At 38.2% G+C, this 26634-nt stretch carries 21 protein-coding genes and 1 riboswitch; of the genes, 8 read left to right on the plus strand and 13 right to left on the minus strand.

Going from position 1 to position 26634, the window contains the following annotated elements; genetic code table 11:
• Nucleotide 1: 1 nt before the first annotated feature.
• The 7 genes from AC1DDK_RS08885 to AC1DDK_RS08915 form a co-directional block, all read right to left on the minus strand.
• Nucleotides 2-1105 (minus strand): cell surface protein, encoded by a 1104-nt coding sequence (locus tag AC1DDK_RS08885; protein WP_172663282.1) that lies wholly within the window; start codon nucleotides 1103-1105, stop codon nucleotides 2-4.
• 29 nt (nucleotides 1106-1134) lie between these two features.
• Nucleotides 1135-2244: a YncE family protein gene (locus AC1DDK_RS08890; RefSeq protein WP_337714870.1), complete on the minus strand. Its 1110-nt coding sequence runs from the start codon at nucleotides 2242-2244 to the stop codon at nucleotides 1135-1137.
• A gap of 24 nt (nucleotides 2245-2268) precedes the next feature.
• The gene (locus AC1DDK_RS08895; protein WP_288883751.1) at nucleotides 2269-3363 is read right to left on the minus strand and encodes a YncE family protein; all 1095 of its coding nucleotides are present in this window, start codon (nucleotides 3361-3363) and stop codon (nucleotides 2269-2271) included.
• 15 nt (nucleotides 3364-3378) lie between these two features.
• A complete protein-coding gene (locus AC1DDK_RS08900; protein WP_337714872.1) occupies nucleotides 3379-4296 on the minus strand; it encodes a PKD domain-containing protein in 918 nt (305 codons plus the stop codon).
• Nucleotides 4297-4313: 17 nt separating this feature from the next.
• A complete protein-coding gene (locus tag AC1DDK_RS08905; RefSeq protein WP_288883749.1) occupies nucleotides 4314-5465 on the minus strand; it encodes a YncE family protein in 1152 nt (383 codons plus the stop codon).
• A 5-nt stretch (nucleotides 5466-5470) separates the two neighbouring features.
• Nucleotides 5471-7531 (minus strand): TonB-dependent receptor, encoded by a 2061-nt coding sequence (locus AC1DDK_RS08910; protein ID WP_337714874.1) that lies wholly within the window; start codon nucleotides 7529-7531, stop codon nucleotides 5471-5473.
• 97 nt (nucleotides 7532-7628) lie between these two features.
• A riboswitch (cobalamin riboswitch) is annotated at nucleotides 7629-7835 on the minus strand.
• 37 nt (nucleotides 7836-7872) lie between these two features.
• Nucleotides 7873-8556 (minus strand): helix-turn-helix transcriptional regulator, encoded by a 684-nt coding sequence (locus tag AC1DDK_RS08915; protein WP_337714876.1) that lies wholly within the window; start codon nucleotides 8554-8556, stop codon nucleotides 7873-7875.
• Between the two features lie 198 nt (nucleotides 8557-8754).
• Here AC1DDK_RS08915 and AC1DDK_RS08920 point away from each other — a divergent pair, with 198 nt between their 5' ends.
• Entirely contained in the window at nucleotides 8755-10005 is a 1251-nt protein-coding gene (locus AC1DDK_RS08920; RefSeq protein ID WP_288883746.1) for a serine hydrolase, read from the plus strand.
• Here the strand turns inward: AC1DDK_RS08920 and AC1DDK_RS08925 are convergent, their stop codons facing one another.
• Nucleotides 10006-10887, minus strand: coding sequence for a polyphosphate kinase 2 family protein (locus tag AC1DDK_RS08925; RefSeq protein WP_288883745.1), 882 nt, complete (start codon nucleotides 10885-10887; stop codon nucleotides 10006-10008).
• Nucleotides 10888-11065: 178 nt separating this feature from the next.
• Here AC1DDK_RS08925 and AC1DDK_RS08930 point away from each other — a divergent pair, with 178 nt between their 5' ends.
• The 4 genes from AC1DDK_RS08930 (at nucleotide 11066) to AC1DDK_RS08945 (ending at nucleotide 20311) form a co-directional block, all read left to right on the plus strand.
• The gene (locus AC1DDK_RS08930; protein WP_288883744.1) at nucleotides 11066-12628 is read left to right on the plus strand and encodes a family 43 glycosylhydrolase; all 1563 of its coding nucleotides are present in this window, start codon (nucleotides 11066-11068) and stop codon (nucleotides 12626-12628) included.
• 96 nt (nucleotides 12629-12724) lie between these two features.
• Nucleotides 12725-14374, plus strand: coding sequence for an ArnT family glycosyltransferase (locus AC1DDK_RS08935; protein WP_288883743.1), 1650 nt, complete (start codon nucleotides 12725-12727; stop codon nucleotides 14372-14374).
• Between the two features lie 314 nt (nucleotides 14375-14688).
• On the plus strand, nucleotides 14689-17151 hold the full coding sequence (locus AC1DDK_RS08940) for a penicillin-binding protein 1A (RefSeq protein ID WP_172663292.1): 2463 nt from the start codon (nucleotides 14689-14691) through the stop codon (nucleotides 17149-17151).
• Nucleotides 17152-17191: 40 nt separating this feature from the next.
• Nucleotides 17192-20311 (plus strand): basic secretory protein-like protein, encoded by a 3120-nt coding sequence (locus tag AC1DDK_RS08945; protein WP_172663293.1) that lies wholly within the window; start codon nucleotides 17192-17194, stop codon nucleotides 20309-20311.
• Between the two features lie 63 nt (nucleotides 20312-20374).
• Here AC1DDK_RS08945 and AC1DDK_RS08950 read toward each other — a convergent pair whose 3' ends face one another.
• The gene (locus AC1DDK_RS08950) at nucleotides 20375-20725 is read right to left on the minus strand and encodes a GIY-YIG nuclease family protein (RefSeq protein ID WP_172663294.1); all 351 of its coding nucleotides are present in this window, start codon (nucleotides 20723-20725) and stop codon (nucleotides 20375-20377) included.
• Between the two features lie 135 nt (nucleotides 20726-20860).
• Between AC1DDK_RS08950 and AC1DDK_RS08955 the strand changes: the two genes are divergently transcribed.
• The 3 genes from AC1DDK_RS08955 to bioD are packed head-to-tail and all read left to right on the plus strand — an operon-like array spanning nucleotide 20861 to nucleotide 23399.
• Nucleotides 20861-21637: an XRE family transcriptional regulator gene (locus tag AC1DDK_RS08955; protein WP_172663295.1), complete on the plus strand. Its 777-nt coding sequence runs from the start codon at nucleotides 20861-20863 to the stop codon at nucleotides 21635-21637.
• Nucleotides 21638-21658: 21 nt separating this feature from the next.
• On the plus strand, nucleotides 21659-22795 hold the full coding sequence (locus AC1DDK_RS08960) for an aminotransferase class I/II-fold pyridoxal phosphate-dependent enzyme (protein WP_337714878.1): 1137 nt from the start codon (nucleotides 21659-21661) through the stop codon (nucleotides 22793-22795).
• A complete protein-coding gene (gene bioD, locus AC1DDK_RS08965; RefSeq protein ID WP_288883741.1) occupies nucleotides 22788-23399 on the plus strand; it encodes a dethiobiotin synthase in 612 nt (203 codons plus the stop codon). The genes AC1DDK_RS08960 and bioD overlap by 8 nt, the downstream gene beginning before the upstream one ends.
• 59 nt (nucleotides 23400-23458) lie before the next feature.
• Here the strand turns inward: bioD and rplT are convergent, their stop codons facing one another.
• From rplT to thrS, 4 genes are all read right to left on the minus strand, one after another.
• Entirely contained in the window at nucleotides 23459-23803 is a 345-nt protein-coding gene (rplT, locus tag AC1DDK_RS08970) for a 50S ribosomal protein L20 (protein WP_048905003.1), read from the minus strand.
• Nucleotides 23804-23877: 74 nt separating this feature from the next.
• Nucleotides 23878-24078 carry a 50S ribosomal protein L35 gene (gene rpmI / locus AC1DDK_RS08975; protein WP_048905002.1) on the minus strand — a complete coding sequence of 67 codons (201 nt, stop codon included), beginning with the start codon at nucleotides 24076-24078 and terminating at the stop codon, nucleotides 23878-23880.
• 27 nt (nucleotides 24079-24105) lie between these two features.
• Nucleotides 24106-24675 carry a translation initiation factor IF-3 gene (infC, locus tag AC1DDK_RS08980; protein WP_008238148.1) on the minus strand — a complete coding sequence of 190 codons (570 nt, stop codon included), beginning with the start codon at nucleotides 24673-24675 and terminating at the stop codon, nucleotides 24106-24108.
• 13 nt (nucleotides 24676-24688) lie between these two features.
• Nucleotides 24689-26614: a threonine--tRNA ligase gene (gene thrS / locus AC1DDK_RS08985; RefSeq protein WP_172663298.1), complete on the minus strand. Its 1926-nt coding sequence runs from the start codon at nucleotides 26612-26614 to the stop codon at nucleotides 24689-24691.
• Between the last annotated feature and the right edge of the window lie 20 nt (nucleotides 26615-26634).

Consider the following 26634-nt stretch of genomic DNA (forward strand, 5'->3'; position numbering starts at 1 on the left):
ATTATTTAGCCAGGTTTAAATCGGCAACACCTAATATTTCGGTCGACAGTTCGCCTAACCAGCCAAGATCTGCCTGGATACCCGTTTGAATTTTGATGAAATCTATGCCGGCAAGATGTACCACTTTACCGTCTTTATCGATAGCATTGGCAATATCTATATTGTCACCACCTACCTTATTATCGGCATACCCAAATTCAAATGGTGCACTGGTAATATATGTTGGCGTTTCAGGTTTAATGCCCGAGGAAGGCAGCAATGTGCCTTTAAGTGTGTATTCGTTACCTTCTACCCATGATGGAAATGCCTGTGAGGTAGCCCCTGCAATGGTAACTACACCGGTTTTTCCTTTATTGTCTTTCCATGATACGCTGCCGCCTGTAGTTGGTTTTGTATAAGTTACTTCGTAATCGCGAACGTATCCTTCCTTGCCAAACTCACTTCCTTTTAGCTCGTACCAGGTATCATCAGGTTTACCGTTTCCATTCTCGTCCTGCATTACCCATACTACTCCGGGTTCTGCCCAGTTTGACTGGGCATTGCCATAAATAACAATGTCGTCTTTCTGATTTTCATTGATCACCGTATGGTCGAAACCGAGTACAATGTATCCACCCCAGGCACCCAGAGATACAATACCCTCTTTACCCTCGATGCTTTTTGCACCCTCTAGTGTTCCTAGAGATTTATTGGTGAATTGCCCCGGAGCTGGTAAATATTCAAATACTTTGGTTACGTAATTATTGCTTCCAGGATTTGAAGGCACTGTTGGGATGCCAACATTAACCACATATTTATAGTTAAAAGAGCCACTGCTATTTGTAGCAGTGTACTCTATGTTATATATACCTGCTTTTAGCGGGGTAAAATCGTAAGTGGAGGTATTACTGGTAACTTCACCTTCTAATTTCCATTCCTGATCATAAACCTTATCGTTGACATTAAAAGCTGAAAATGCGATCTTTTCATTGACCTTGCCGTTTATAGGGCTATCTTCAATTTTCATTTTAACCACCGGAGCCTGCTCTGCATCCTCGTCTTTTGTACAGGCAGATAGAACACTAATGCTCAATAAGGCGAAAAGTAGGTAATGTTTAATGTTCATAACAGGTTTACTTAAGGAATACAATATCGTTATTTATAGTTGTAATTGAATACCGCACTTTGAGGTAAAGTACCTGTAGCAAAGTCAAATTTCTTTTTACCATCGGCACCGAAACAGAAGAACTTGCCCGTAACTGCATAACCTGCAGCATCTCCAATGTAAACATCATTGTTTAGCGTATTTACAGTGATGCCATAAGGGGTTTTAATTGCAGTCTGATCTGTAACAAAATTTCCATTAAGTGTGCCAGTTGATATATCGAATGTTTTAAGATATGGATCTAGGTAATCACCAATTACAAAACCTTTTGTTCCTGTAATGTTCAAATACTCGAGACTAACTTCATTAGAGCTAACTTTTTTATCCGTTACGCTACTCAATTTAACCAGTTGAGCTGGAATATCTGCATAATTTCCTTTTACAACTGTAAACAGATCGCCATTTGCAGTTGCTGCAATTTTTGTAGAATTAAAACCAACATTGATGTCTAATTTCTTTGTAAATGTTGTTAGATCGACCACAGAAACTGATGTGCTATTGGGACTAGGGTAATCAAACTGATCAGAGTTTGTTACATATAATTTGCCGTTTACTATTGCCAAACCTTCTAATGCACCACCAACCTGAATTCTTGATTCGACAGCCAGACTTGCCGTATCAATTTTACTAATGTAACCATCGTAACCAGACACATATGCTTTGTTTTTATAGAAAGCTATGAAGCGAGGCATAAAATCTTTACTGTCATCAAAGAAGGGGATTCTTTTAATAGATTTTCCTGTTACTATGTTAATGACTTCAATATAGGAATCCTGCTTGGTGTCTTTTGCTCCTGTTACAGCGCAATACATTTTGCTGCCATATTGTTTTAAATCGGCGGCATTAGTTCCCAAAGGAATTGCATTTTTCAGTTTGAAATAATCTTGTGTGACTTCGTTTTTAGCAATGTCGTAATAAGTGATGGTACTATTGTTTGTCCCGCCAAAAAATCCTTCGCACAATACATACACACCGGCTGTAGAAACGGGTTGCGGATCTAATGCAGGAAGCCTGTCTTTTTTACAGGATGCTAATCCTAAAACACAACCAAGGATTGCGAGCAATCCTGGTTTTCTATAATTTAGTACTGGTTTATTCATGATTATTGTTTTTATATATTTTTATTAATATCCGTAATTAAATACTGCATGTTGTGGTAAAGGGCCGGTTGCAAACTCAAACTTCTTTTTACCATCGGCACCAAAGCAAAATGCTTTTCCTTCTGTTGCATAATTTTTATCGTCCCCTATGTAAACTTCGTTACCTACCGGATTCAAGGTTATTCCGTAAATGCTCCCGATAATGGTATCGTCTGTGATAAACTCCTTACCCATTACACCGGTGCCTACATCAAATGGTTTTATAGATGCACCCCAATCCAGACTTAAATAAGCAGTATTACCTCCTATTGCCAATGCTCCTGCGCTGTATTCGTAGTTACCTGTAACCTTGTTTGTTGTACTGCTAATTCGTGTTAAACCTGGATTGATGTCGTCGTAATTACCCCATGAAATTACCAATAAATCTCCATTTCCTGCTGCTGCGATCCTAACCGGATTATGGATAACTTCGATATCCTGTGTTTTTGTAAATGTGGTTAGATCCACAACAGAAACTACATCCTTTTTGCCGTTGGGATGAATCGGATGATCGGAATTGGTAACATAGATGTTGTTATTTACTACGGCCAGCCCTTCAAGTGCCCCACCCACTGCAACTCTTGAGTCAATAGCTAAAGTTGCTGTGTCTACACGGGTGATTTTTCCATCATAACCAGATACATAAGCTTTGTTTTTGTTAAAAGCTACATAACGTGGCATATATTCGCCGTCAGCATCAAAGAAAGGAATTCTCTTTAATGATTTTCCTGTAGCAACGTCTATAACTTCCAGATAAGAGTTTTTACCTCCTTGTATTCCTGAAACTACACAGTACATTTTACTGCCGTAGCGCTGTAAATCATTCGCGGTTTCGCCCAATGCATATCCGTTTACTTTTTTAAAGTAATCCTTTTCTGATGCGCCTGTTTTGACATTGTAGTATGAAATAGCGCCATTATTGTTATTCATGGTGCCTTCGCACAACATATAAACGCCAATGGTTTCTTTTGGCATTAAAGCTTCGGGTTCATCGCCACCGTTAACTTTATCTTTTTTACAGGCGATGGTTAGTGTAATAAACCCGCCTAAAAAGCAAAGTATGAGTTTGTTATAGTTCATCTTATAGATAATTACTTATTTTATATTTAAATCAGCGGCACCCCCTACTTCTGTAGATATTTCGCCAAGTAAAGTGTTTCCTTTTTCATTTTGACCAGTATATACCTTTACAAAATCAACAGCAGTAAGATTTACTTTGTTGCCGTTTTTATCCACGGCCCAGGATAGATCGAATGAGTTGTAACGTTTGTTATCGTAATCATCGCCGGTTGAATAGCTATCTGTATATCCCCATTCAAATGCGAGGTTTACGAAAATGCTCTCTATTTTACCCCATGTTGATTTCAGCAGAGTTCCTTTAAATTTGATGCTATCCTGGTTTGCAGCGAAAAGCGGATAATAGTTATGGTTATGAAATCTATTTACCTCAACGCTTCCTGCTTTACCTTGATTGTCTTTCCAGGTTACATTTGCTGTTGCTTTGGGGTTATAATAAGTGATTTCATAGTTTTTAATTGTTGTGGCGGCCGTATGCTCACTTCCTGCAAGTTCATACCATTCATCGTCGGGTAAACCGTTTCCATTTTTATCCTGACTAACCTGAACAATGCCTGGCTCAGACCATTGTTGTATTGGGCCTAAAGGATTTCCATAAATAGCCAGGTCATTTCCATCTTTATTAATTATAGAATGATCAAACCCAAACGTAATGAAACCTCCATAGGCGCCCAACGATACCAAAATGGTATTTCTAACATCACCTATAATTTTCTGCGCGCCCTCAGGACTGCCCAGAGACTCATTTATAAATTGACCAGGAGCCGGCTGATATTCATAGATCTTGGTGATAAACTTACTGCTCGTACTAGTTATTGGACGCGGTACGTAAGTATCTTCATCAATAGTTTTGTCGTCCTTTGAACAGGAGCTTAAACACAGCTGGAAAAGTAAAACTGCTGAAAGACCAAGAATTGCGTTTTGATTGAACTTCATTTTTAATTTAGATATGGTTATTTATATACAAATGCAAAGTGAGCGGGAATATCTCCGGTAGTGACCGACCATTTCTTTTTCCCGCTGGGATCAAAACAGTAAAGTGTGCCTGGTGAAACATAATTTTTGGCATCCGTAACCAGAACTTCCCTGGTAATGGGATGCACAGCTATTCCATAAGGAATGGTAATTGATTTCTCTGTTCCGTCTGTAATGAACTTCTGATTGAGTATTACTTCGTCTTTTACGTTGAGCATACCGTAGGTTATGGTGTATTTCGCTTCATTATAGTTCCATTCTGAACCATAGTAATAAGCGACATCTCCATCAATAGCCAGGTTGTTTACCGCGATGTTAAAAGTCTTTTTTACCTGATCTGTTTTGGTGTCTATTACAAACATTTTTGAGGGGATGTCAAAATAATTCCCTCTTGAGGTTACATAAAGATCACCATATTTATCAGACTTTAATCGGTGTAAATTGATGGCTACATCTATTTGTTTGGTGACAGAAAATGTATTCAGGTTTATAACAGAAACGGTTCTTTCGTATTTCTGAGGACTATATCCGCCTGAATTTGCTACATAAAGCTTTTGACCTACAATAGCCATTTCTTCGGGCTGCCGGCCAACATTTACCCTTTTTATTTCTGTTAAGGAGCCAGTATCTATTTGGGCTACAATTCCTAATGGTGCATTAGGATCTCCTACTGTACCAAGATACGCGCTCACATAAGCTTTGCCTTGGTTAAATGTGATATACCGACAATTGGTGATGTTAATTTGTTTGATTCGTTTACCGGTTTTAACATCCAAAACCTCAATTTTATTGGATACGTTAACTACTACATATAGCTTGGAGCCATAAACCCCTATATCATTACCAACGTCACCTAATCCCTTTACTATTTCGGGGTTTACCTCATTATAAATGTTTCTTCTGTAAATTCCGGTAGTATAATCAAGGTAATCTAAAGATGCCTTGTTCATATTCATATTGCCCTCGTTCACGATATAAAATCCTTTAACCTGAGCGGATGGATCAGGAGGTAAAAGGCTCTCTTGTTGCTCAGGTACCGGCTTAAGGTCTTTACGACAAGATACCGTAAGTCCAACTGTAGTAATTAGAAGTACTAAACTAATGGCATTAAGTAATTTATTCTTTTTCATAAGTGCTAATAGTTATAGGTTAATCCAAAACGATAATAGCGACCGGGCATAGGGAAGTTCGTAATCACTTCATAATCCTGATTTAACAGGTTATTGATTTCTGCGGTAAGGCGAATTTCCCGGCTATTTATTTTTGTGTTACAATGCAAGGCTAAATCATGAGTATACCATGGTTGTACATAGTTGTATACGTTATTTGTACTTTGATTATAACGTTCTCCGGTATAAATGAAGCTGTAATTCATTGAGAAATTTCTATACGCTGCACTTGCTAAAAATGATCCGCTGTGAATTGGCGTGTAAGGAATTAAATCCTTATAGCTTGCTGAGGCTTTATCTGCATCTATTGCCTTTTGATAGGTATAGGTAAGACCTGTTGTAAAGTTAATGTAATCGGTAAGCTGCCATGCAGATTGTATGTTCACATCTATCCCCTTGATTTCTACAAGCCCGAGGTTCTGCATACTCCATCTTGCCTGACTGTTTCCCGGAACGGCAACTATTTTGTTTTTAACTTTGTTATAATAGGCATCCGCCTGTATAGAAAACTGGCTCAATATCCTACCCTCGTACCCTTTTATATAAGTAAACCCTAAATCGTATTGTTTTGTATACTCGGGTTTTAAAACGGTAAATCCGTAATTGGTGTAGTAGAGGTCGTTAAAGGTTGGCATACGGAAAATGCTTTTATAGAACGAACGCAGTCTAAACTCTTTCTGATTAAAAGGCTGCCATGAGAGCATAACCGTTGGTGTTAGTTCGTTTCTATTTTCATCTGCCGGTCCGCTTTGAGTCTTATCGTACTTAAGGGTGCTTAATAAGTTGGCCTGAATGTCAAATTTAGCAAAGCGAAATTGGGTAGCCAAAGCCGTTAAGATGGTGTTTCTTACGGGATATGAAAAGCGGTAGAGGTCTGCATTTAAATCATTCCGCTGGTAATCTGTAGACAATACAACATCCCAGTAATTGGTAATTTTAAACTTATTGGCCAGAGACACGTATATTTCCTGTAGATGAAAATTGTTTTCCTGTAATCCATCAACTGTTACGATATCCGGATTTAAGTAACGTTGATTGTCATTTGCATATTTGGCTGTTGCCAGCAAACTGTACTTACCTACATTCTTTTCATATGAAGATTGAGCGAAAAAGTTCTTATTCCACATCCGTTGTGAAAATGCAAACACGTTGTTGACAACCGCACCCGGCAAGCCCTGGTTGTCTTTATAACCATATAGTTTTACCTTCCACTTACTACTGTCGGGCAATACTCCGTTTAATCCCAGTTCCAACCTCATCGTTTCAATGTAACCGTCTTTTCTTACTGCTGTAGTATCGTATACTCCATTGGTAGATCGGAATTTATATTTGCCATTGGCATTTTTATATTCCGCACTTAAGGTGCTGTAAACATTCTTACTTATTTTACTTTGCCACAATAAAGATGGATTTATAAGCCCGAATGACCCTCCTTTTACTGATGCACGAATTTTTTGGGTTCTACCGGCTGGAAAATCCGGTTGTTTTGACGTAAGATATAGTGAGCTGGCTGAGGCAAATCCCTTTGCAGATTGAAAAATGGAGCTTTTTTGTCCGTTATAAAGTTCTATCTCTTCGATATTATCCAATGAGAATTTACCAAGGTCTACCTGGCCATTTTGTGCATTGCCCAATTGCACGCCATCATAAAAAACTGCGGTGTGGTTAGTGCCCATGCTGCGCACATTAATGGTTTTTAAACCACCAATGCCACCATAATCTTTAAGCTGCACACCAGAAAAGAAACGAACAGCATCAGCTACTGAAAGGCTGTTTAGTTTTTCGAGCTCTGCCCCTGATAATATTTGTAAGGGTGTTGAAGAAGTTTGTCTCTTGGTGATCTTTATTTTCCTGATCTGTACTTCTTTAAGGTGATTAACCTTATTTACAGAATCTGTAGTGTTGCGTTTTATGGAATCGGTTTGGGCAAACGACTGAACAGCCATAAACATGCCCAGCCATATAATAGCCAGAAAAGTAAAAAAAATAGACTTTACGCCTGTAAAAGCGTTTTTACTTCTTTTCATTTTGTTGTGAGCTTATTACCCACAGCAAACAGTTAGATCAAGGAAATGAAATACAATAAACAAGCACTCACTCCAAGCTTCAATCCCCGAAAGCTATGAAATATTACCACTTATGGCAGGTCTTCTGACTTACTTCCGATTATTCTGCCTTCCCAATCCTTAATCCCTTTTAAAGGATCAGAAAAAGTGGCCTTGATTTGAACACCGTTATGAAGCTTACAGCTGCGGGACAGTTACGGATTTACACCGTATTCCCTTTTAATCCCGAATAAGCACATCGGGAACCAAAAGCGTTGCAAATGTACTTAAATAATTACCTTGAAGCAAGCCTGATTAGCTTTCTATATTAAATCGAATGCTCTTGCATATTGGCAGATCTCGTAATAACAGTGCGTGTTGAGTTTTTGCTTGATGTTTTTTCTATGTGTTTCGACGGTGCTTGTTGAAATAAAAAGCTTTTCTGCTGTTTCTGAAGAGGATTTACCTAATGCCATTAAACCCAGGATTTCACGTTCCCGGGAACTTAATTTAGTGAAATGGTGGTAATTGTTGCGCAGAAAGTTGTTCTCTTCGAGCAGCCGAGATGCCTTAACGGTCATGTGGTGCATCGAATCAATCGGTAAAGCGATTGTTATGACAAGCAATGGCTTGTTTTCCTCGTCCCTGATATAAACCTTTACGCTAGACATATGCCAGTTCCAGTCGCTTGAATTTGAGAAACGAACCTGCTGAAAAAAAGTACACAGGTCCTCATCGTTATTTTGCTCTATTAAGCCAAGTATTTTAGGAACATAATCTTTAGCGTCATCTCCATTGAAATACCTGGTATAATATTCTTCGGCAGTTATTTTGGTGATATCCTCCAGAGAAACGCCAAGTTGCTGCAGCCCTCTTTCAGACATCCAGGCAACTGACCAGTCCCTAAGGTCGTGCAAAATAACAACGCCAGGCAGTTCCTCTGCTATTGCAGAAATTTTAGCTATAGCATCATCAATCTTACTTTGGATAAGGACGTTTTGACTCATATTTTGAAAGCAATAATAAAGATTGTAATTATCAGTTAAATATACGTAGTAATAATGTATTAGAGGTAATAAAATCCCTAAAAACAGGGATTGATTTTGCCATTATTTTATAGTCAATTTGCACAAAAATTAACTAATAGTAAAAACAGCTCACAATCGCGTTTTATCCTTATATTTATTCCCATTATTATTGTTATTATGATGATGAAGTTTGCCTCCTTTTTACTTGTTATGGTTAGCCTGAATGCAATGGCTCAGAAAACAGATACTACATTTATAGCGCAATTAATGCTTAAACACCCCGATCTTTTTGCAGGGGTATTAAACCATCCGCAAAAGAACCAGATCCAGGTTCTTTATACTCAGATCGACAGGGATGCGAGGCATAAGCCAGTTTTTAAAACCTATAGTTATAACCTGGACGACCACAGGTACTTTTACCCCGCAAGTACAGTTAAACTGGCAGCCGTAATTTTTGCACTTGAAAAAGTAAATGAACTTAAAATAGCCGGGTTTACCGCCAAAAGCACCATGATTACCGACAGTTCATATACTGCTCAAACTAAAGTCCTGGGTGATAGCACTGCTAAAAATGGACTGCCTTCTATTGAGCATTACATCAAAAAGATATTACTTACCAGCGATAATGATGCATTTAACCGATTGTTCGAGTTTATTGGTCGCGCTGAAATTAACAGCAAATTGAAGAAATACGGTTTTAACAACAGCCGTATCTTAAACCGGTTGGCTATAGGTGATGCGGGTGAAACGGCAAAACACACCAATCCTATTAAATTCTATAACGGAGATAAACTGGTGTACAGCCAGGCCGAACAGTACGATCCTAAAGAATATGTGCTTTCATTAACAAATACAGTTATGGGTACGGGTTATCTCGACAGCACAGATAAACTGGTAAATAAGCCTTTTAACCTCGAAAATAAGAATGCTTTTAGCATTTCTGATCAGCAGGCGATGATGAGGAAACTGATATATCCGGAGGCTTTCCCTATTAAGGAGCGGTTTAATTTAACGCCTGCCGATTACAAACTGATCTATACTTATATGAGCAAATTGCCGACTGAAAGTGATTACCCTGCTTATGACCCTAAAGAATTTTGGCCAACATACGCCAAAATGCTGTACTATGGCAGGGATAAGGATGCTCAAATTGATTCGAACATCAGGATATTTAATAAATATGGCGACTCCTACGGTTTCATTATCGACAATTCGTATTTCGTAGATTTCAAAAATAATATTGAATTCTTTCTTACGGCCGTTGTTCAATCAAATGAGGACGGCATTTTTAATGACAACAAATACGAATACGATACGGTATGCTTTCCCTTTATGAAAAACCTTGGCCGGACAATTTATGCGCATGAGCTGGAAAGGAAACGTAAAAGTGTACCTGACCTTAAAAAATTCAGGATGAAGTATAATTAACTATTCTTCATCTAATAATTGTGCTTTTATATCATCCAGTTTCTTTGCTTCTTCTTTTGCCAGAACCGGGAATTTAAGGTTTAGCTTTTTGAATGTTTCGGCCAGTATATGGCTGATTGCCAATCGTGCATACCATTTCTGATCGGCCGGAATAATATACCATGGGGCATTTTCTGTTGAGGTGGCTGTTATTGCCTCCTCATAAGCAGTCATGTATTGTTTCCACAATTTGCGTTCTGCGATATCACCCGAAGCAAACTTCCAATTCTTTGCCGGATCATTTATTCTATCTAAAAACCGTTGCTTTTGCTCTTCTTTAGAAACATACAGAAAGATTTTTATGATAACTGTTCCGTTTTCATTTAGGTGTTGTTCAAAATTCCTGATGCTGTCATAACGCTTTTTCCAGAAAGCATTGTCTATCTTTTTTACATCCTGATATCCGGGAATGTTTTCATTAAGTACATATTCGGGATGTACTTTGCAAACGAGGACGTTTTCATAGTGGGAACGGTTATGAATTCCTATTCTCCCCTTTTCCGGCAGGGCTTTACAATGACGCCATAGAAAATCGTGGTCGTACTCTTCGGAATTTGGAGCCTTAAAACTGTAGACCTGGCAACCCTGTGGGTTTAAGCCAGACATTACATGCTGTATGGCGCTATCTTTCCCGGCAGCATCCATCGCCTGAAAAATAATTAATACAGAGCGCGTATTTTCTGCATATAGTGTTTCCTGAGCAGCATTTAACTTAAGTTTAATCTCTTCCAGCCTTTCCTTTCCTTCTTCTTTCTCCAGATTCCCCCTGTAGCGGGTATCATAGTTTTTAAGGGATACTTTTTTTCCGGGTGCTGCCAAATACTGTTCTATTTCATCTTTCATAAGCTACATGTTTAGCTAAATATAGAATAAAACTCAGAAAAAGCACTGCAGCCTCTGGATGATTTTTATCAAAAAGTACATTTCTTTAATCAAATTGGACAGTTTGCTTAAGTGTTTAATCTTTAAATTTGGTTTATTCCTATAGATAATAGTTAAACAATCGTGTTTCATGTGTAATATGCAGTACTTCTTCAAAAAATCCAATTTAGCTGTGCTAATCCTGTTTACAATCGCCTTGTTATCAGTAAGTGCTCAAGGGCAAACAAAGGCTACTTTTCGGAATTTCAATGATGCTTCTGAACAGGTTACAAGGTTTAGTACGGTTGGAGAAGCCATTGATGCTCATGATGGAGAGATTGCATTTTTTGAAGGTGTTTATTACCTGTATGGCACAAGTTATGGGTGCGGTTTTCAGTGGGGTAAAAAAGAAGCACCTTTTTGTGGATTTAAAACCTATACTTCGACAGACATGGTGCATTGGACAGACAAAGGTTTTTTATTTGATGCAAAGACTCCACTGTGGCAGTCGAGGTGTAATGGAAGCACTTATGGCTGTTTTCGCCCGCATGTAATTTTTAACAAAAAGACTTCTTTATATGTACTATGGATTAATGTTTACGACAATGTTTCAGGATTTCGGGTATTTACCAGTAAAAACCCAGCAGGTCCGTTTACTGAAGTTGCAGAACCAAAATTGGCGGTGAACGCAGATGCTCCTGCCGCTGGATTGAACAATGGTGATCATGATACTTTTGTAGATAAAGACGGGACCGGCTACCTCGCCTATACCGATTGGAGATCAAAAGGGACAATAGTGATTGAAAAATTGAATGATGATTACCTAAGTGGCAGTGGAACAGTTACCAAAGCGATTACACCGGGGCAAACAGAAGCTCCTTCTTTATTTGAAAGAAAGGGGATTTATTACCTTACTTATTCAGACCCTAACTGTGGCTATTGCGCTGGAACCGGTACTTCTTACCGAACGGCCAAAACACCGTTAGGCCCATGGTCTGAAGGAATTCAGATCAGTAATAATTCTTGCGGAGGCCAACCATCATTTGTTTCGCCGATAAAATTAACTTCGGGCATGATCTACCTCTACGGAAGTGACCTATGGAATAATGCTGCAAAAAATGAATCTCTTGCTAATTTTTACTGGGCACCTTTAAACTTTGCCGAGGATGGATCTATACTTCCGATGGTCTGTAAGAATGAGGTTACGCTTTCGCTTGCAACAGGCAGCAAGGGAAAACAGCAGGTGATTAAGGACGTGGATAATGATACGGGGATTAAAAACTTCAAAGGCTTTTGCGACATTAGTAATGAGATTCAACGTGGACAGGGCTTTAGGGCAAGCCGTACAGGAATTCTGAATACCGTTTCGATTACTACATTCCAGAACAATGATCCTGATGCAGATCTGATTATAATGATGTATCAGGCAGATGCCTCCTTACTTCCTGTTGGGAAACCGCTAAAAACCATTAACATCCCTAAAGATTCGGTGAGCTGGTCGCCCTCAAATGTTATCGTTCGTCCAGATATTCCTGTTGTGGCAGGCAGCCGCTATGTTTTGGTGTTAAAATCTGCTTCAAAAAAAGGAGCTTATGGGTTCATGTATCATGATGAAGCTACTGAACAAAATGCTGGTGCTTCTTACAGCGCGGATGGAGGTATCCATTATACAATTGAAAAGAATCGTAAAATAAAGTTTTTTACCACCATAAAACGGAAATAAAATCATAATCATAGAACAAGCTGGCCGTTAATCGTTAACTATTAGGTATTAATAAGTTAATCATCAGCTTATAGCTTAAGGATACTTTAGCTAAGTATGATATCCTTAAAATTGTCTGAAGACAGGTGTTATAAAGTGCTGATCTCGGTGCTGATTGCTATTAGCTTTTTTTCCTTATCTAATGAAGTGATGGAACCGGATGGAGCCTTATATGCCAGCATTTCTAAAAATATGATCCTAAGAAACGACTGGCTTAACCTTTATGTACATGGCAAAGACTGGCTGGATAAGCCGCATCTTCCTTTCTGGCTCGCTGCTGCAAGTTTTAAGCTTTTTGGGATATCTGCTTTTGCTTACAAACTCCCTTCCTTTTTAATCAGTCTGATGGGAACGTTTTATCTATATCGTTTTACTGCAGATTATTTTAACAGGAAAACTGCCCTGATCAGTGCTATTATATTTCTGACAAGTTTGCACGTATTGATCTCCAATTCTGATGTAAGAGCAGAAGCTTATCTTGCGGCTTTTGTTACAGCGGCCATTTACCATTACGACAGGGCACGTCAAAAATCTTTTTTACATATTGTTGCAGGGTCTTTTTTTGCAGCCTGCGCAGTAATGGTTAAAGGGATATTTGTCCTGGTTCCGATATTTTGTGGTTTTATTATTTACTGGGCTATAACCAGACAATTAAAGGAATTGTTAAAACCGAAATGGTGGATCGCCATTACACTTATTTTAATTTTTATAACTCCCGAACTATATTCCCTGTATGTGCAATTTGACCTGCATCCTGAAAAAACAGTATTTGGACAGCAAGGGGTATCAGGGCTTAGGTTCTTTTTCTGGGATAGTCAGTTTGGACGTTTCTTTAATACCGGCCCAATTAAAGGAAAAGGTGATCTATCCTTTTTCCTGCACACTACTTTATGGGCGTTTTTACCTTGGTCTGTACTGTTTTACGTGGGTATAGTCGACTTATTTAAAAAACATTCAAGAAGTGTTCTTCCACCCGAAACGATTATCATCTGGAGTTCGGCATTTATTACCTTTTTGTTGTTTTCATTTTCTAAATTTCAGCTTCCACATTATATACTGGTCATATTCCCTCAGTTTTCAATTATTACTGCCTTATATTTAGTGAGGATCAGTGAAAAGAGGATCAAAACATTCCTTATTATACAAAATGTGATCTTCCTAATTGTAGTTTTACTGCTTGGCACAATTGCAGTTTGTTTCAAATTTCAGTTTTATGGGGCGGCACTTGCAATTTTACTAATCACCTCAGTTAGTGCTTTTTTACTGTTTAAAGGGGCATCCATTAAAACCATTGTAAGCAGAGGTGCAGTTTTATCAATTGGGATAATGAGCTTTCTTTACCTGTTCTTTTATCCTTCTATTTTAAAATACCAGTCGGGCATGGAAGCGGGTAAATGGCTGCAGGCAAACGACATAAAAGCCATCCCGGCTGTTTTCAGATATGACCATGCTTTCTCTTTTGATTTCTATGCAAATAAAGAAGTTAAATATCTATACGACGATGCTGATCTTGAAGAGACAAAGGATCAAAAAGAGACGGTGATCTATACCCACGAATCTGAGCTGCCCTATCTCAAAAGCAAATACAATTTAGAAATACTGAAGCAATTTGATTATTACCACATCACCAAACTGAAAGCAAAGTTTATACTGGCAAAAAGCCGCCCCTCGGTTCTGGAACATTTTTATCTGGTGAAAATTAAATAACAACACAGATGTGATCATCATCATGATTTCATGAATAATTGGGCTCCCAATTTATTATCTTTGTTTATGTTTTTTGATGCATAAAGCCTAAATTCATAGTAATTCCAGATGCTAAAAACTGGTTTTTGTGTTCTTATTTTCCTGATTAACAATTGTTTTATAAATCTTTTTGCACTCTCAATTATACGCTAAATAGAATAAAGCAACTTGAAATATCAAATCAACCAGTTTATTAATTAATTGTGTTTATTTGCATTGCAAGTTTTAACACTATTTAACACTAACAGTTTTACGTTTTTTTTCATCTTTATCACATGTTTAAAGAAATTCGCAATAAGTACATCCGTTATTCGAGCATAGTTCTTTTTTGTATCATTATCTTCTTTTGTGCGTTGCAACTTAACTTTTTATGGTTATTTGGTTATTCTCCTTCCTCTAAAGATATAAAAGCCCCTACCCTTCGTGTAGGCTCAGAATTATACACAGCCGACGGCAAATTAATTGGCCGCTATTACAAAGAAAACCGTACTCCGGTAAATTTTAATGAAATAGCACCAAGTGTAATTAATGCACTTGTAGCAACTGAAGACGTACGCTTTTACAGCCACATGGGCATCGATTTTAGATCCTTATTATCAAGCGGGATATCTACCGCTACCGGCGATAAAAGAGGTGCCAGTACAATTACTCAGCAGTTGGCAAAAAATCTTTATCGCACACGTTACAATAAATCGCAAGGACTTTTAAGTCATATCCCGCTATTGCGGACGCTTATACCCAAACTTAAAGAGTGGCTTACGGCTGTTAAACTGGAATCTAATTATTCCAAAAACGACATCATAACCATGTACCTGAATACTGTTTCTTTTGGGAACAATGCTTATGGAATAAAAACAGCTGCAAGAATATACTTCGATAAGCAGACAAACGAACTGGATATACCGGAATCGGCCTTATTGGTAGGTATGTTAAAAGGTACCAGCTTATACAACCCTATAAAAAACCCTGATAGAGCATTAGAAAGACGCAACGTGGCTTTGGCTCAAATGAATAAATACAATTACATCAATGCTGCCCAGCTGGATAGTTTCAAAAACAAACCAATAAAGCTTAAAGAAGGACGTATTGATGAAGGCAGTGACGGCGATTCTTACCTAAGGGCTGCAGTGGATAAGTATCTGGAAAAATGGTGTGAAGATAATGGTTATGACCTTTATGAGGATGGTCTGAAAATTTATACCACAATAGATTCTAAACTGCAAAAATATGCAGAGGAAGCTGTTTCAGAGCAGATGAAAGTTATTCAGAAAAGATTTTATAACGTTTGGGGCACGGAAGATCCATGGGAAGATTCGGAAAAGAAAAAAGTAGATTATCCTGAACGTGCGAAGAAAAACTTACCCATTTATGCGCTTCTTCAAAAGAAATTCAGCAATTCTCCTGATTCTGTAGAAGCTTATTTCAACAAGAAAAAGAAAATGAAAATCTTTACTTGGAAAGGCGATAGAGATACACTCTTTTCGACCATGGATTCCATCAGGTATTATGGTAAAATAATGAATACCGGAATGATGACCATGGATCCATTTAATGGGAAGATTAAAGTTTGGGTTGGTGGTATTGATCATAAGTTCTTTAAATATGACCATGTAAATCAATCTAAAAGACAAGCGGGTTCTACCTTTAAACCATTTGCTTATTTAGCAGCTTTGGAATCAGGAATGAGTCCGTGTGATAAGTTTACAGACAAACCTGTCCGTATCTCTTACCAGGAAAATGGAAAGACAGAATATTGGGAGCCAAGAAATGCAGATTGGAGCAATAGCTATCGCGAAATGTCGCTGCGCTGGGCCATGGCTAAATCAGTAAACACCATTACTGCTCAGGTTACTGAAAAAGTAGGAGCGGAAAACGTGGTAAAATGGGCACATGAATGTGGTATTGACAGTCACCTGGCATCTGTACCTTCTGTGAGCCTTGGGCCAAATGATGTAACTGTTTATGAAATGGTTAAAGCCTATGGGACCTTTTTAAATGGTGGTATCAAAACAGAGCCGATCCTTGTTGAAAAGGTTACTGACCTGGATGACAATGTGATTGAAGAATTTAAGCCGAAAACAAAAAGAACACTTACCGAAGAAATAGCCTGGTTAATGTTGTATATGCTTAGAGGTGGTATGGAAGAACCTGGTGGAACTTCGCAGGCGCTTTGGGAATGGGATTTATGGAAAAACAATAACCAGATTGGTGGCAAAACAGGAACATCATCTGATTATGTTGATGCCTGGTATATGGGGGTTACTAAGGATCTGGTCACGGGTGTTTGGGTTGGCTGCGACGAGCGTACGGCCCACTTTAAAAACGGGGAAACCGGTGAAGGTTCAAGAACTGCCCTGCCTATTTTCGCAAAATTTATGGAAAAGGTTTATAAGGATCAAAGTACCGGATATACAATGGGACCTTTCCCTAAATCGAAAGTTAAAATTACCAGGGATATTGATTGCCCTACACCTAGATATACTGTTGACACAACAAGTACCGACAGTATGGCTGTAGATTCTACAAATTTTGATGTTCCTGCAACTGAAGAAACACAACCTGTTCAACAGGATGTTGTAGTTCCTAAGCCCGAAGAAAATAAAACACCTGAACCTGCTAAACCACAACCAGCCACAGAAGCTCCCCTAACTAAAAAAGAAGAGCGTCAGTTAAAGAGAAAGCAGCGGCAGGAAGAAAAGGAAAAAGAAAAAGAGAGAAAGAAAAACGAACAACAGTAGTTTTTAATATTTATAAATTATAACCAATAATAGTCATACTATGATCATGAACTCTACATTTTTGAGAAGGCTAATTCCACTGCTGGTCTTCCTAATGATATCGGCTGTTTCCGTTCAGGCTCAATACTTTGGACAGAACAAGGTGCGGTATAAAAATGAGAAGTTTAAGGTGCTGCAAACTCCACATTTTGAGCTTTATTATTATCTTAAAAATGAAAAGATGATCCAGAAATTCGCACAGGATGCGGAAACATGGTATAAAATGCATCAGGAGATCTTCAGAGATACATTCCTTAAAAAGAATCCGATAATCCTTTACAATAACCACCCTGATTTCCAGCAGACTACTGCTTTACAGGGTGAAATTGGGGTGGGTACAGGCGGTGTTACTGAGGCGCTTAAGAACAGGGTAATTATGCCTGTAATGGAGCTGAATAACCAAACCAGACACGTTTTAGGTCACGAGTTGGTTCACGCTTTTCAATACCATATCCTGCTTGAGAAAGATTCTATTGGTCTGGAAAACATTAGCCAGATTCCTTTATGGATGATTGAGGGTATGGCAGAATATCTTTCTGTTGGTAAAACCGATGCTTTTACCTCAATGTGGATGAGGGATGCGTTATTAAACAGAGATATTCCTTCATTAAAAGACCTTACCAATTCTAATAAGTACTTTCCGTATCGTTACGGACAAGCATTCTGGACTTTTGTAGGTTCTGTTTATGGCGATACGACTATTGTTCCTTTGTTTAAAGCCACAGCAAGATTTGGATATGAGAATGGATTAAAATATACCTTCGGATATGATGACAATACGTTATCAGGACTGTGGAAAAATGCGATAGAATCGCATTACCGTCCAATGTTAAAGTCTGATAGTTCTCAGATCAAGATCAGCGGTACAAAAATTATCGACAACAAGAATGCGGGAAATATGAACGTGGCTCCTGCAATCAGTCCTGACGGAAAATACCTCTGCTTCCTTTCAGAAAAAGACTTATTTGGCATAGATCTCTTTTTAGCGGATGCCAAGACGGGAAAGATAATGCGAAAGCTAAGTAGTCAGGTAGCCAATTCGCATATTGATGATTTTAACTTTCTGGAATCTGCAGGTGCTTGGTCGCCGGATAGTAAGCAGTTTGCCTTTAGTATTTTTAGTAAAGGTAAAAACCAATTGATGGTGATCAATGTTGACAATGGAAGCGTTGCTTTAAGAACGGATATGGGTAATGTTGAGCAGTTTGGAAACCTTACCTGGGCACCAAATGGAGATGATATTGCATTCTCTGGAATGGTTGAGGGACAGAGCGATATTTTCACTTACAATATCAAAACGAAAACGGTAACGCCGATTACCAATGATGCTTATTCTGATTATGCACCTAGTTATTCTCCTGATGGAAAAAAACTGGTTTTTTCCTCAGATAGAGCTTCAATGATGAAAAACAGCAGCAATGCTGTACACCCGATCAACCTTTCAATATATGATATTGAAAGTAAGTCGTTAACAGATGTACCTGTATTCCCTGGTGCAAACAACTTAAATGCGCAGTTCTCTGGCGATAGCAAAAGGTTATTCTTCTTATCTAACAGAGATGGTTTCAGGAATTTATATGAATATAATCTTGGCGATAATACCGCAAAACAACTTACCGACTACTTTACCGGTATTAGTGGTGTTACCGAATTCTCGCCAGCTATTTCAGTTTCGAGAAACGACGACATTATTTATAGCTACTATCGCTACCAAAGATATACTTTGTACAACTCTCCTGTCAGCAATTTCAAATCAAGACCGGTTGATGTAAATGAAGTGAATTTCGACGCTGCGATATTACCTCCAATGGAAAACACCGGGGTTGACATTGTAAATTCTAATCTTGGAAACTTTGAAAAGTTTGAAAAAACCCTTACTGATTCCATGAAACTGGTTCCATACAAACCAAAGTTCAAACTTGATTATCTGGCCAATAGCGGCGTTGGGGTTTCAACCAGTAGATTTGGAACTGGAGTTCAGGGTGGTATTGTAGGGATGTTCAGCGATATTTTAGGTAAAAATCAGATCATAGCCAACTTGTCTGTAAACGGCGAAATCTATGATTTTGGTGGCCTTGTAGGTTATATTAACCAGCAAAGCAGAATTAACTGGGGTTTTGCATTGTCGCACATCCCATACATTACTGGTTTTAGAGACATTGCGGCAGAACAAATTGATCAGAGTGATGGCAGTAAGCTAAATGTTATAAATGACAGAACAAATCTGATACGGACATTTGAAGATCAGATGCAGTTATTTGGTGCATATCCATTTAATAAGGTACATAGGTTTGAACTTGGCGGCGCATTTTCTCGTTATAGTTACCGCATAGATCGTATAAGTAATTATTATGATGAAACAGGCTCATACTATCTTGGTTCTGAAAAGAAAAAAATACCAACAGATCAGGCTTCGCAGGAATTAGGTATACCATTTAATTCATTTACTATTTTCCAGGCTAATGCATCATTTGTTGGCGATAACTCTATTATGGGGGTAACCTCTCCTCTTGATGGATTTAGATATAGAGTTGGAGCCGAGCAATATTTTGGCGATTACAGTTTCTCGGCCATCACGGTTGATTTAAGGAAATATGTGCGTGTTAAACCTTTCACCTTTGCAGCCAGAACTTATAACTACATCAGGATTGGAAGAGATGGCGAAAACCTATACCCATTGTATGCAGGATATCCGTATTTAATAAGAGGTTACGAAGCGAACTCTATGTATAAGAGTAATGATTTAGGAGGGAACTTCGATATCAATCAGCTATCTGGAAGTAAGATAGCAGTAGTGAACTTTGAAGTCCGCCTACCATTTACAGGCCCTAAAAAGTTAGCTCAAATACCTTCTAAGTTTTTATTTACTGATTTAAACCTGTTCTTTGATGCAGGATTAGCATGGGATGAAGATTCAAAAGTATCTTTCAAAAGCCAGCCTAATGGTGTGTTATTGCCAAACGGCAAACCTGCTGAAAGAGTACCAGCACTAAGTGCCGGTGTTTCCGTTAGGGTGAATGTATTTGGTTACTTTGTATTGGAACCTTATTATGCTTTCCCGTTCCAACGTAAAGATGTTAAAGCCGGTGTTTTTGGTTTAACATTTGCTCCTGGTTGGTAAGACTGTTATTTAATGATCGTATAAAAAGGCTCGAATAGAATATCTATTCGAGCCTTTTTTGTTTTAAGAGTACATAGTAAATGGCAGGTTAACCTGATTGATCAGCTTCTTGCTGGAAATGATATGCTCAAAATCCAACCCTATCGTTAAATCTACCCAATCAGGATTACATGACCTCACAACCCGCTCCTTTTGCATCCTGGTGAATCTGCTCATTATTTTAAATCTGCTTAAAGCCTGTGCTTCTGTTTTAAATTCTTCAAAATACACCAATCTGGTAAGTTGTTGACTGCTATCAAAAAACAAGCAAGGCATTTGCTTGTAGAAATCCAGCGTCTTAATTAAATCAGAACTCATTCCAACGTGTAAACTAGTACGGTTTCTGTCTGTTACAATGTATACGAACTTTTTCATGGCCTTAAGCTTAAATTATTATTAACTAAATTAATTAGTACTCCTTTTGGATATTCAAATAAATAATACTAACTTTATTGGCACAATAATACTAACTATTTTAGTAAAAACAAATAAATTTTAAATTTTTATTTTATGTCAAATATTTCATCCAACCTTAAGTACTTAAGAAAGAAAAAAGGCCACACACAGCAGCAATTCGCTGATGCAATGGAAATTAAAAGATCATTGATTGGTGCTTACGAAGAGGACAGAGCGGAACCAAAATATGATTTACTAAAGAAAATAGCAGAATATTTTGAACTGACTATAGATGAATTTATCAATGAAAATATAAACGACAGCTGGAAACCCAAACCAAAAAGCCAGGGTTCGAACCTTAGGATACTAAGTATATCTGTCGACAAAGACGACAATGAGAACATCGAGATGGTTCCTGTTAAAGCTAGCGCCGGATATTTAAATGGCTTCGCAGATCCACAGTATATTAAAGACCTTCCCAAATTTCAATTGCCATTGCCCTTCCTAAAACAAGGAACGTTCAGAGCTTTCGAAATCGTTGGCGATTCTATGTTACCTATCCAATCGGGAAGCGTAATATTAGGGGAATATATGGATAACTGGAATGATGTAAAAACTGGCGAAACCTATGTTATTGTGAGCAAGAATGAAGGTGTGGTTTATAAAAGAGCCGGCAACCGCTTTAAAGAAAACAAAGAACTGAAGTTAATCTCAGACAATAAAGTATATGATCCTTATACCATAGCAGCGGAAGATATTCTTGAAATATGGAAAGCAAAAGCTTATATTTCATCTACCCTGCCCGACCCTACACCTGAACCTACTATTGAAACGCTAACAAATATGATGTCTCAAATGCAAAAATCTATATCACAGCTAAACAAAAACTAATACGCCCCAGAACAGCACTAAATGAATAAAGCTGAGCAATTCATAAACGAAAGGCTACTCAACAGAACAGAAAAAGGCTCATTAAGGAAATTATCTGCAAAGATTTTCCCTGTTGATTTTTGCTCTAATGATTATCTGGGCTTTGCAAGATCGCCTCAATTAAAAAATGCAATCAATGAGACTTTATTGCATATGCCACATTATGGTAATGGCGCTGCAGGTTCTCGTTTGCTAAGTGGCAATCATGCTTTTACTGAAGAGACTGAAGCTTTTATTGCTGACTTCCATAATGCAGAAAATGGTCTTGTCTTTAATTCTGGATACGATGCCAACGTAGGTCTTATTTCAAGCTTAGCACAGCGCGGCGATACCATTATATCTGATGAATTGATTCATGCCAGTCTTATAGATGGTGCCCGACTAACTCATGCCAACCGATATTCCTTTAAACATAACAATCTTAACGACCTTGAAGCCAAACTAAAAGTTGCAAAAGGAAATGTTTATGTGGTTGTAGAAAGTGTTTATTCTATGGACGGTGACGTTGCGCCACTTACTGAAATAAATAACCTGTGTGAAAGATATGAGGCAAACCTGATTGTTGATGAAGCGCATGCTTTGGGTATTTTTGGGAATTATGGACGGGGGTTAGTACAGCAGGCGGGCCTGGAAAATAAAGTATTTGCACGCATCGTTGCTTTTGGCAAAGCATTGGGCTGCCATGGGGCAATTGTATTAGGAAGCCGTGCATTACGCAACTACCTCATCAATTTTGCACGTTCCTTCATCTACTCTACAGCAGCTCCTATTCATGCTATTGCAGCTATAAGAAGTGCTTACCAAATGCTGACTGATACAGATTACCGCCCATTAATTGCAGAGAAAATAGCTTTGTATTCACGCTTAATTAGCAACTCGGGCATTCAGGATATTCAACCAAGCCCAAGTACAATACAAACTATTATATACAACAGCAACCAAAAAGCTAAATTTGCTGCCGAAACATTACAAAATAAAGGTATAGATGTTCGTGCTATCTTAAGCCCTACCGTTGCAGAAGGCAAAGAGCGGCTAAGGATATGCTTACATCTGTTTAATACCGATGAAGAGATTAAGATGCTTGTAGACCAACTCATATTATTAAAAGAACATGAATAATACATATTTTATTACCGGAATAGGAACCGGTATTGGTAAAACAATTGTAAGCTCAATATTAACAGAAAAACTACAGGCAGATTATTGGAAGCCCATTCAGTCAGGGGATCTGGAAATAAGCGATAGCTTATTTGTTGGAAACCTGATAAGCAATACCAAAACAGTTATACACCCTGAACGATACAGACTCGGCCAGCCACTTTCTCCCCACTTGTCGGCCAAAATAGATGGTGTTCACATTACCACTGATTCTATAAAAAAACCGATAACGGATAACAGTCTGATTATTGAAGGCGCGGGAGGTTTAATGGTACCATTGAACGATAAGGAACTTATATGCGACCTGATCAAATCACTTGATGCAAAGGTTATTGTAGTTTCTCAGAACTACCTTGGTAGCATTAACCATACCTTACTTACGCTAGAAGTCCTTAAAGCAAACCAGATCTCTGTAGAGGGGCTAATATTCAACGGCCCTGCAAATGCGGAGACAGAAAATTACATCCAGAACTATAGCGGGGTTAAGGTAATTGGAAAAGTTCCTTTTATGAGTCGAATCGACAAAGAACATATCATCACTGCCGGTCAGCACATTAACTTATAAAATATACGACATAAAAAAAGGGAGCTAATAGCTCCCTTTTTTTATAACTTAAGTTATATCTATTTTACTGCATCAATTACAGCTTTAAAAGCTTCTGGATGGTTCATAGCTAAGTCAGCTAAAACTTTACGGTTTAAACCGATATTTTTAGTGGCTAATTTACCAATTAATTGAGAGTAAGATATACCGTGTTGACGTGCTCCAGCGTTGATACGTTGAATCCACAATCCACGAAATTCTCTTTTCTTAACTTTACGGTCACGGTATGCATATTGCAAACCTTTTTCTACCGTATTTTTAGCAATGGTGAAAACCTTGCTTCTTGATCCCCAATAGCCTTTGGCTAAATTTAGGACTTTTTTCCTTCTTCTTCTCGAAGCTACTGCGTTTACCGAACGTGGCATGTTTTTGTTGTTTTTGATAAACGGTGTTGCGTATTACAGCAAACTTACTACCGGTTACCTGGTTAAAAATTTAATTATTTACCGATTGCAAGCATACGTTTAACGTTGCCCATATCAGCATCAGACACCATTGATGTTTGACCTAAGTTACGCTTACGTTTAGTCGACATCTTTGTTAAGATGTGGCTTTTGTATGCGTTCTTTCTTGCGATTTTACCTGTTCCAGTAAGCGAAAAACGCTTTTTAGCACTGGAATTGGTTTTCATTTTTGGCATAACCTGTTTTTATTATATGTAATTTATTTATTTCTTAGCAACTTTTGGAGCAAGTGTTAAAAACATACGCTTACCCTCTAATTTAGGTAGCAATTCTACCTTACCTATGTCTTCAAGAGCCTGAGCAAATTTAAGAAGAAGAATCTCTCCCTGTTCTTTATAAACGATTGCTCTACCTTTAAAGTGAACATAAGCTCTAACTTTCTCACCATTTTCAAGGAAACTAACAGCATGCTTTAGTTTAAATTGAAAATCATGATCGTTAGTGTTAGGTCCGAATCTAATCTCCTTAATAACAGTTTGTTTAGCGTTAGCTTTAATCTCTTTCTGCTTTTTCTTTTGCTCGTAAACAAACTTGCTGTAATCGATTATTCTACATACTGGAGGAACTGCATTCGGAGAAATCTCCACTAAATCCAATTCTAACTCATCGGCAAGGGCCAAAGCTTTTGCCAAAGGATAGATCCCCGGTTCAACATTATCTCCAGCTAATCTTACCTCTTGTGCCCTGATAAACTGATTAATATTATGTTCTGCTTCTTTTTTCTTAAAAGGAGGACGTGGTCCCCTATTAAATCCTGGTCTGCCTAATGCCAAATTTGTATCTTATTTAAACTGTTATTTCTTTAATTAATAATTCACTAAACTCTTGCAGGGTCATTTCACCTAAATCGCCTTCGCCATGTTTCCTTACAGAAACCTTTCCTTCAGCCATTTCCTTCTCACCAATAATCAACATATAAGGTATTTTTTTAACCTCTGCGTCTCTGATTTTCCTTCCAATCTTCTCATCACGAAAGTCAATCAGCCCGCGAATATCGGAATTATTTAGTTCATCTGAAACTTTTTTTGCATATTCTTCATACTTTTCTGAGATAGGAAGAATAATAAATTGTTCAGGAGAAAGCCATAATGGGAAATTACCAGCACAATGTTCAATCAAAACTGCGATAAAACGCTCAAGAGAACCAAATGGAGCCCTATGGATCATTACTGGTCTGTGTTTTTGATTATCGCTGCCAGTATATTCCAACTCAAAGCGCTCAGGTAAATTATAATCAACCTGAATAGTTCCAAGCTGCCATTTTCTACCCAATGCATCCTTAACCATGAAATCTAATTTCGGGCCATAAAATGCTGCTTCGCCGTATTCCACAACTGTTGGTAAACCTTTTTCTGCAGCAGCCTCAATAATTGCAGTTTCTGCCAGATGCCAGTTCTCATCGCTACCAATGTATTTTGCTCTGTTTTCAGGATCTCTTAAAGAAACCTGAGCGATATAATCATTGAAACCCAATGATTTAAATACGTATAGTACAAGATCAATTACCTTTTTAAATTCCTCTTTCACCTGGTCTGGGCGACAAAACAAATGTGCATCATCCTGAGTAAATCCACGAACCCTTGTTAAACCATGCAGTTCTCCACTTTGCTCATAGCGATATACAGTTCCAAACTCAGCAAAACGCAAAGGAAGATCTTTATACGAACGTGGTTTCACTTTATAAATCTCGCAATGGTGCGGGCAGTTCATCGGTTTAAGGAAAAACTCCTCTCCTTCCTGCGGTGTCTTTATTGGCTGAAATGCATCTTTACCGTATTTCTCATAGTGACCCGAAGTAATGTATAAATTCTTATGGCCAATATGTGGAGTTACAACCTGCTCATACCCTGCCTTACCTTGTGCTTTTGTTAAAAACTGCACCAAACGCTCGCGCAATGCTGCACCTTTTGGTAACCACAATGGCAATCCCATGCCTACTTTTTCAGAAAAAGCAAATAGTTCAAGCTCCTTACCTAACTTTCTGTGATCTCTTTTCTTAGCTTCTTCAATCATATGAAGATATTCAGTAAGTTCACTTGCTTTAGGGAAAGTAACACCATAAATACGTGTAAGCTGTTTTTTAGTTTCGTCACCACGCCAATAAGCGCCGGCAACATTCATCAACTTAACAGCTTTAATAAACCCTGTATTAGGAATATGTGGGCCACGACATAAATCGGTAAATTGTCCCTGAGTATAAAAAGTGATTTTACCATCTTCAAGGCCATCAATAAGATCTAACTTATATTCGTCTCCCTTTTCAGTAAAATACTTAACTGCATCAGCTTTTGAAACTGATTCTCTAACAAAAACCTCTTTCTGTTTTGCCAGTTCAATGATTTTTGCTTCGATAGCTTTAAAGTCATCAGAAGAAAACTCTCTGTCGCCAAAATCTACATCATAGTAAAATCCGGTTTCAATAGCTGGACCGATACCAAATTTTGTACCAGGGTACAATGCTTCCAATGCCTCGGCCATAATGTGGGCCGATGAATGCCAGAAAGTAGCTTTACCTGCTGTATCATTCCATGTTAGTAGTTTTAAAGAAGCATCAGACTCTATCGGTCTGGATGAATCCCAAACTTCTCCGTTAACTTCGGCGGCTAAAACATTGCGGGCTAAACCCTCAGAAATTGATAATGCAATTTGATGGGCAGTTGTGCCCTTTTCGTACTGACGGCTAGAGCCATCAGGCAGTGTAATGTTAATCATCTACAACTATGATTTAAAAA

It is taken from the genome of Pedobacter sp. 05T44 (assembly GCF_056395985.1).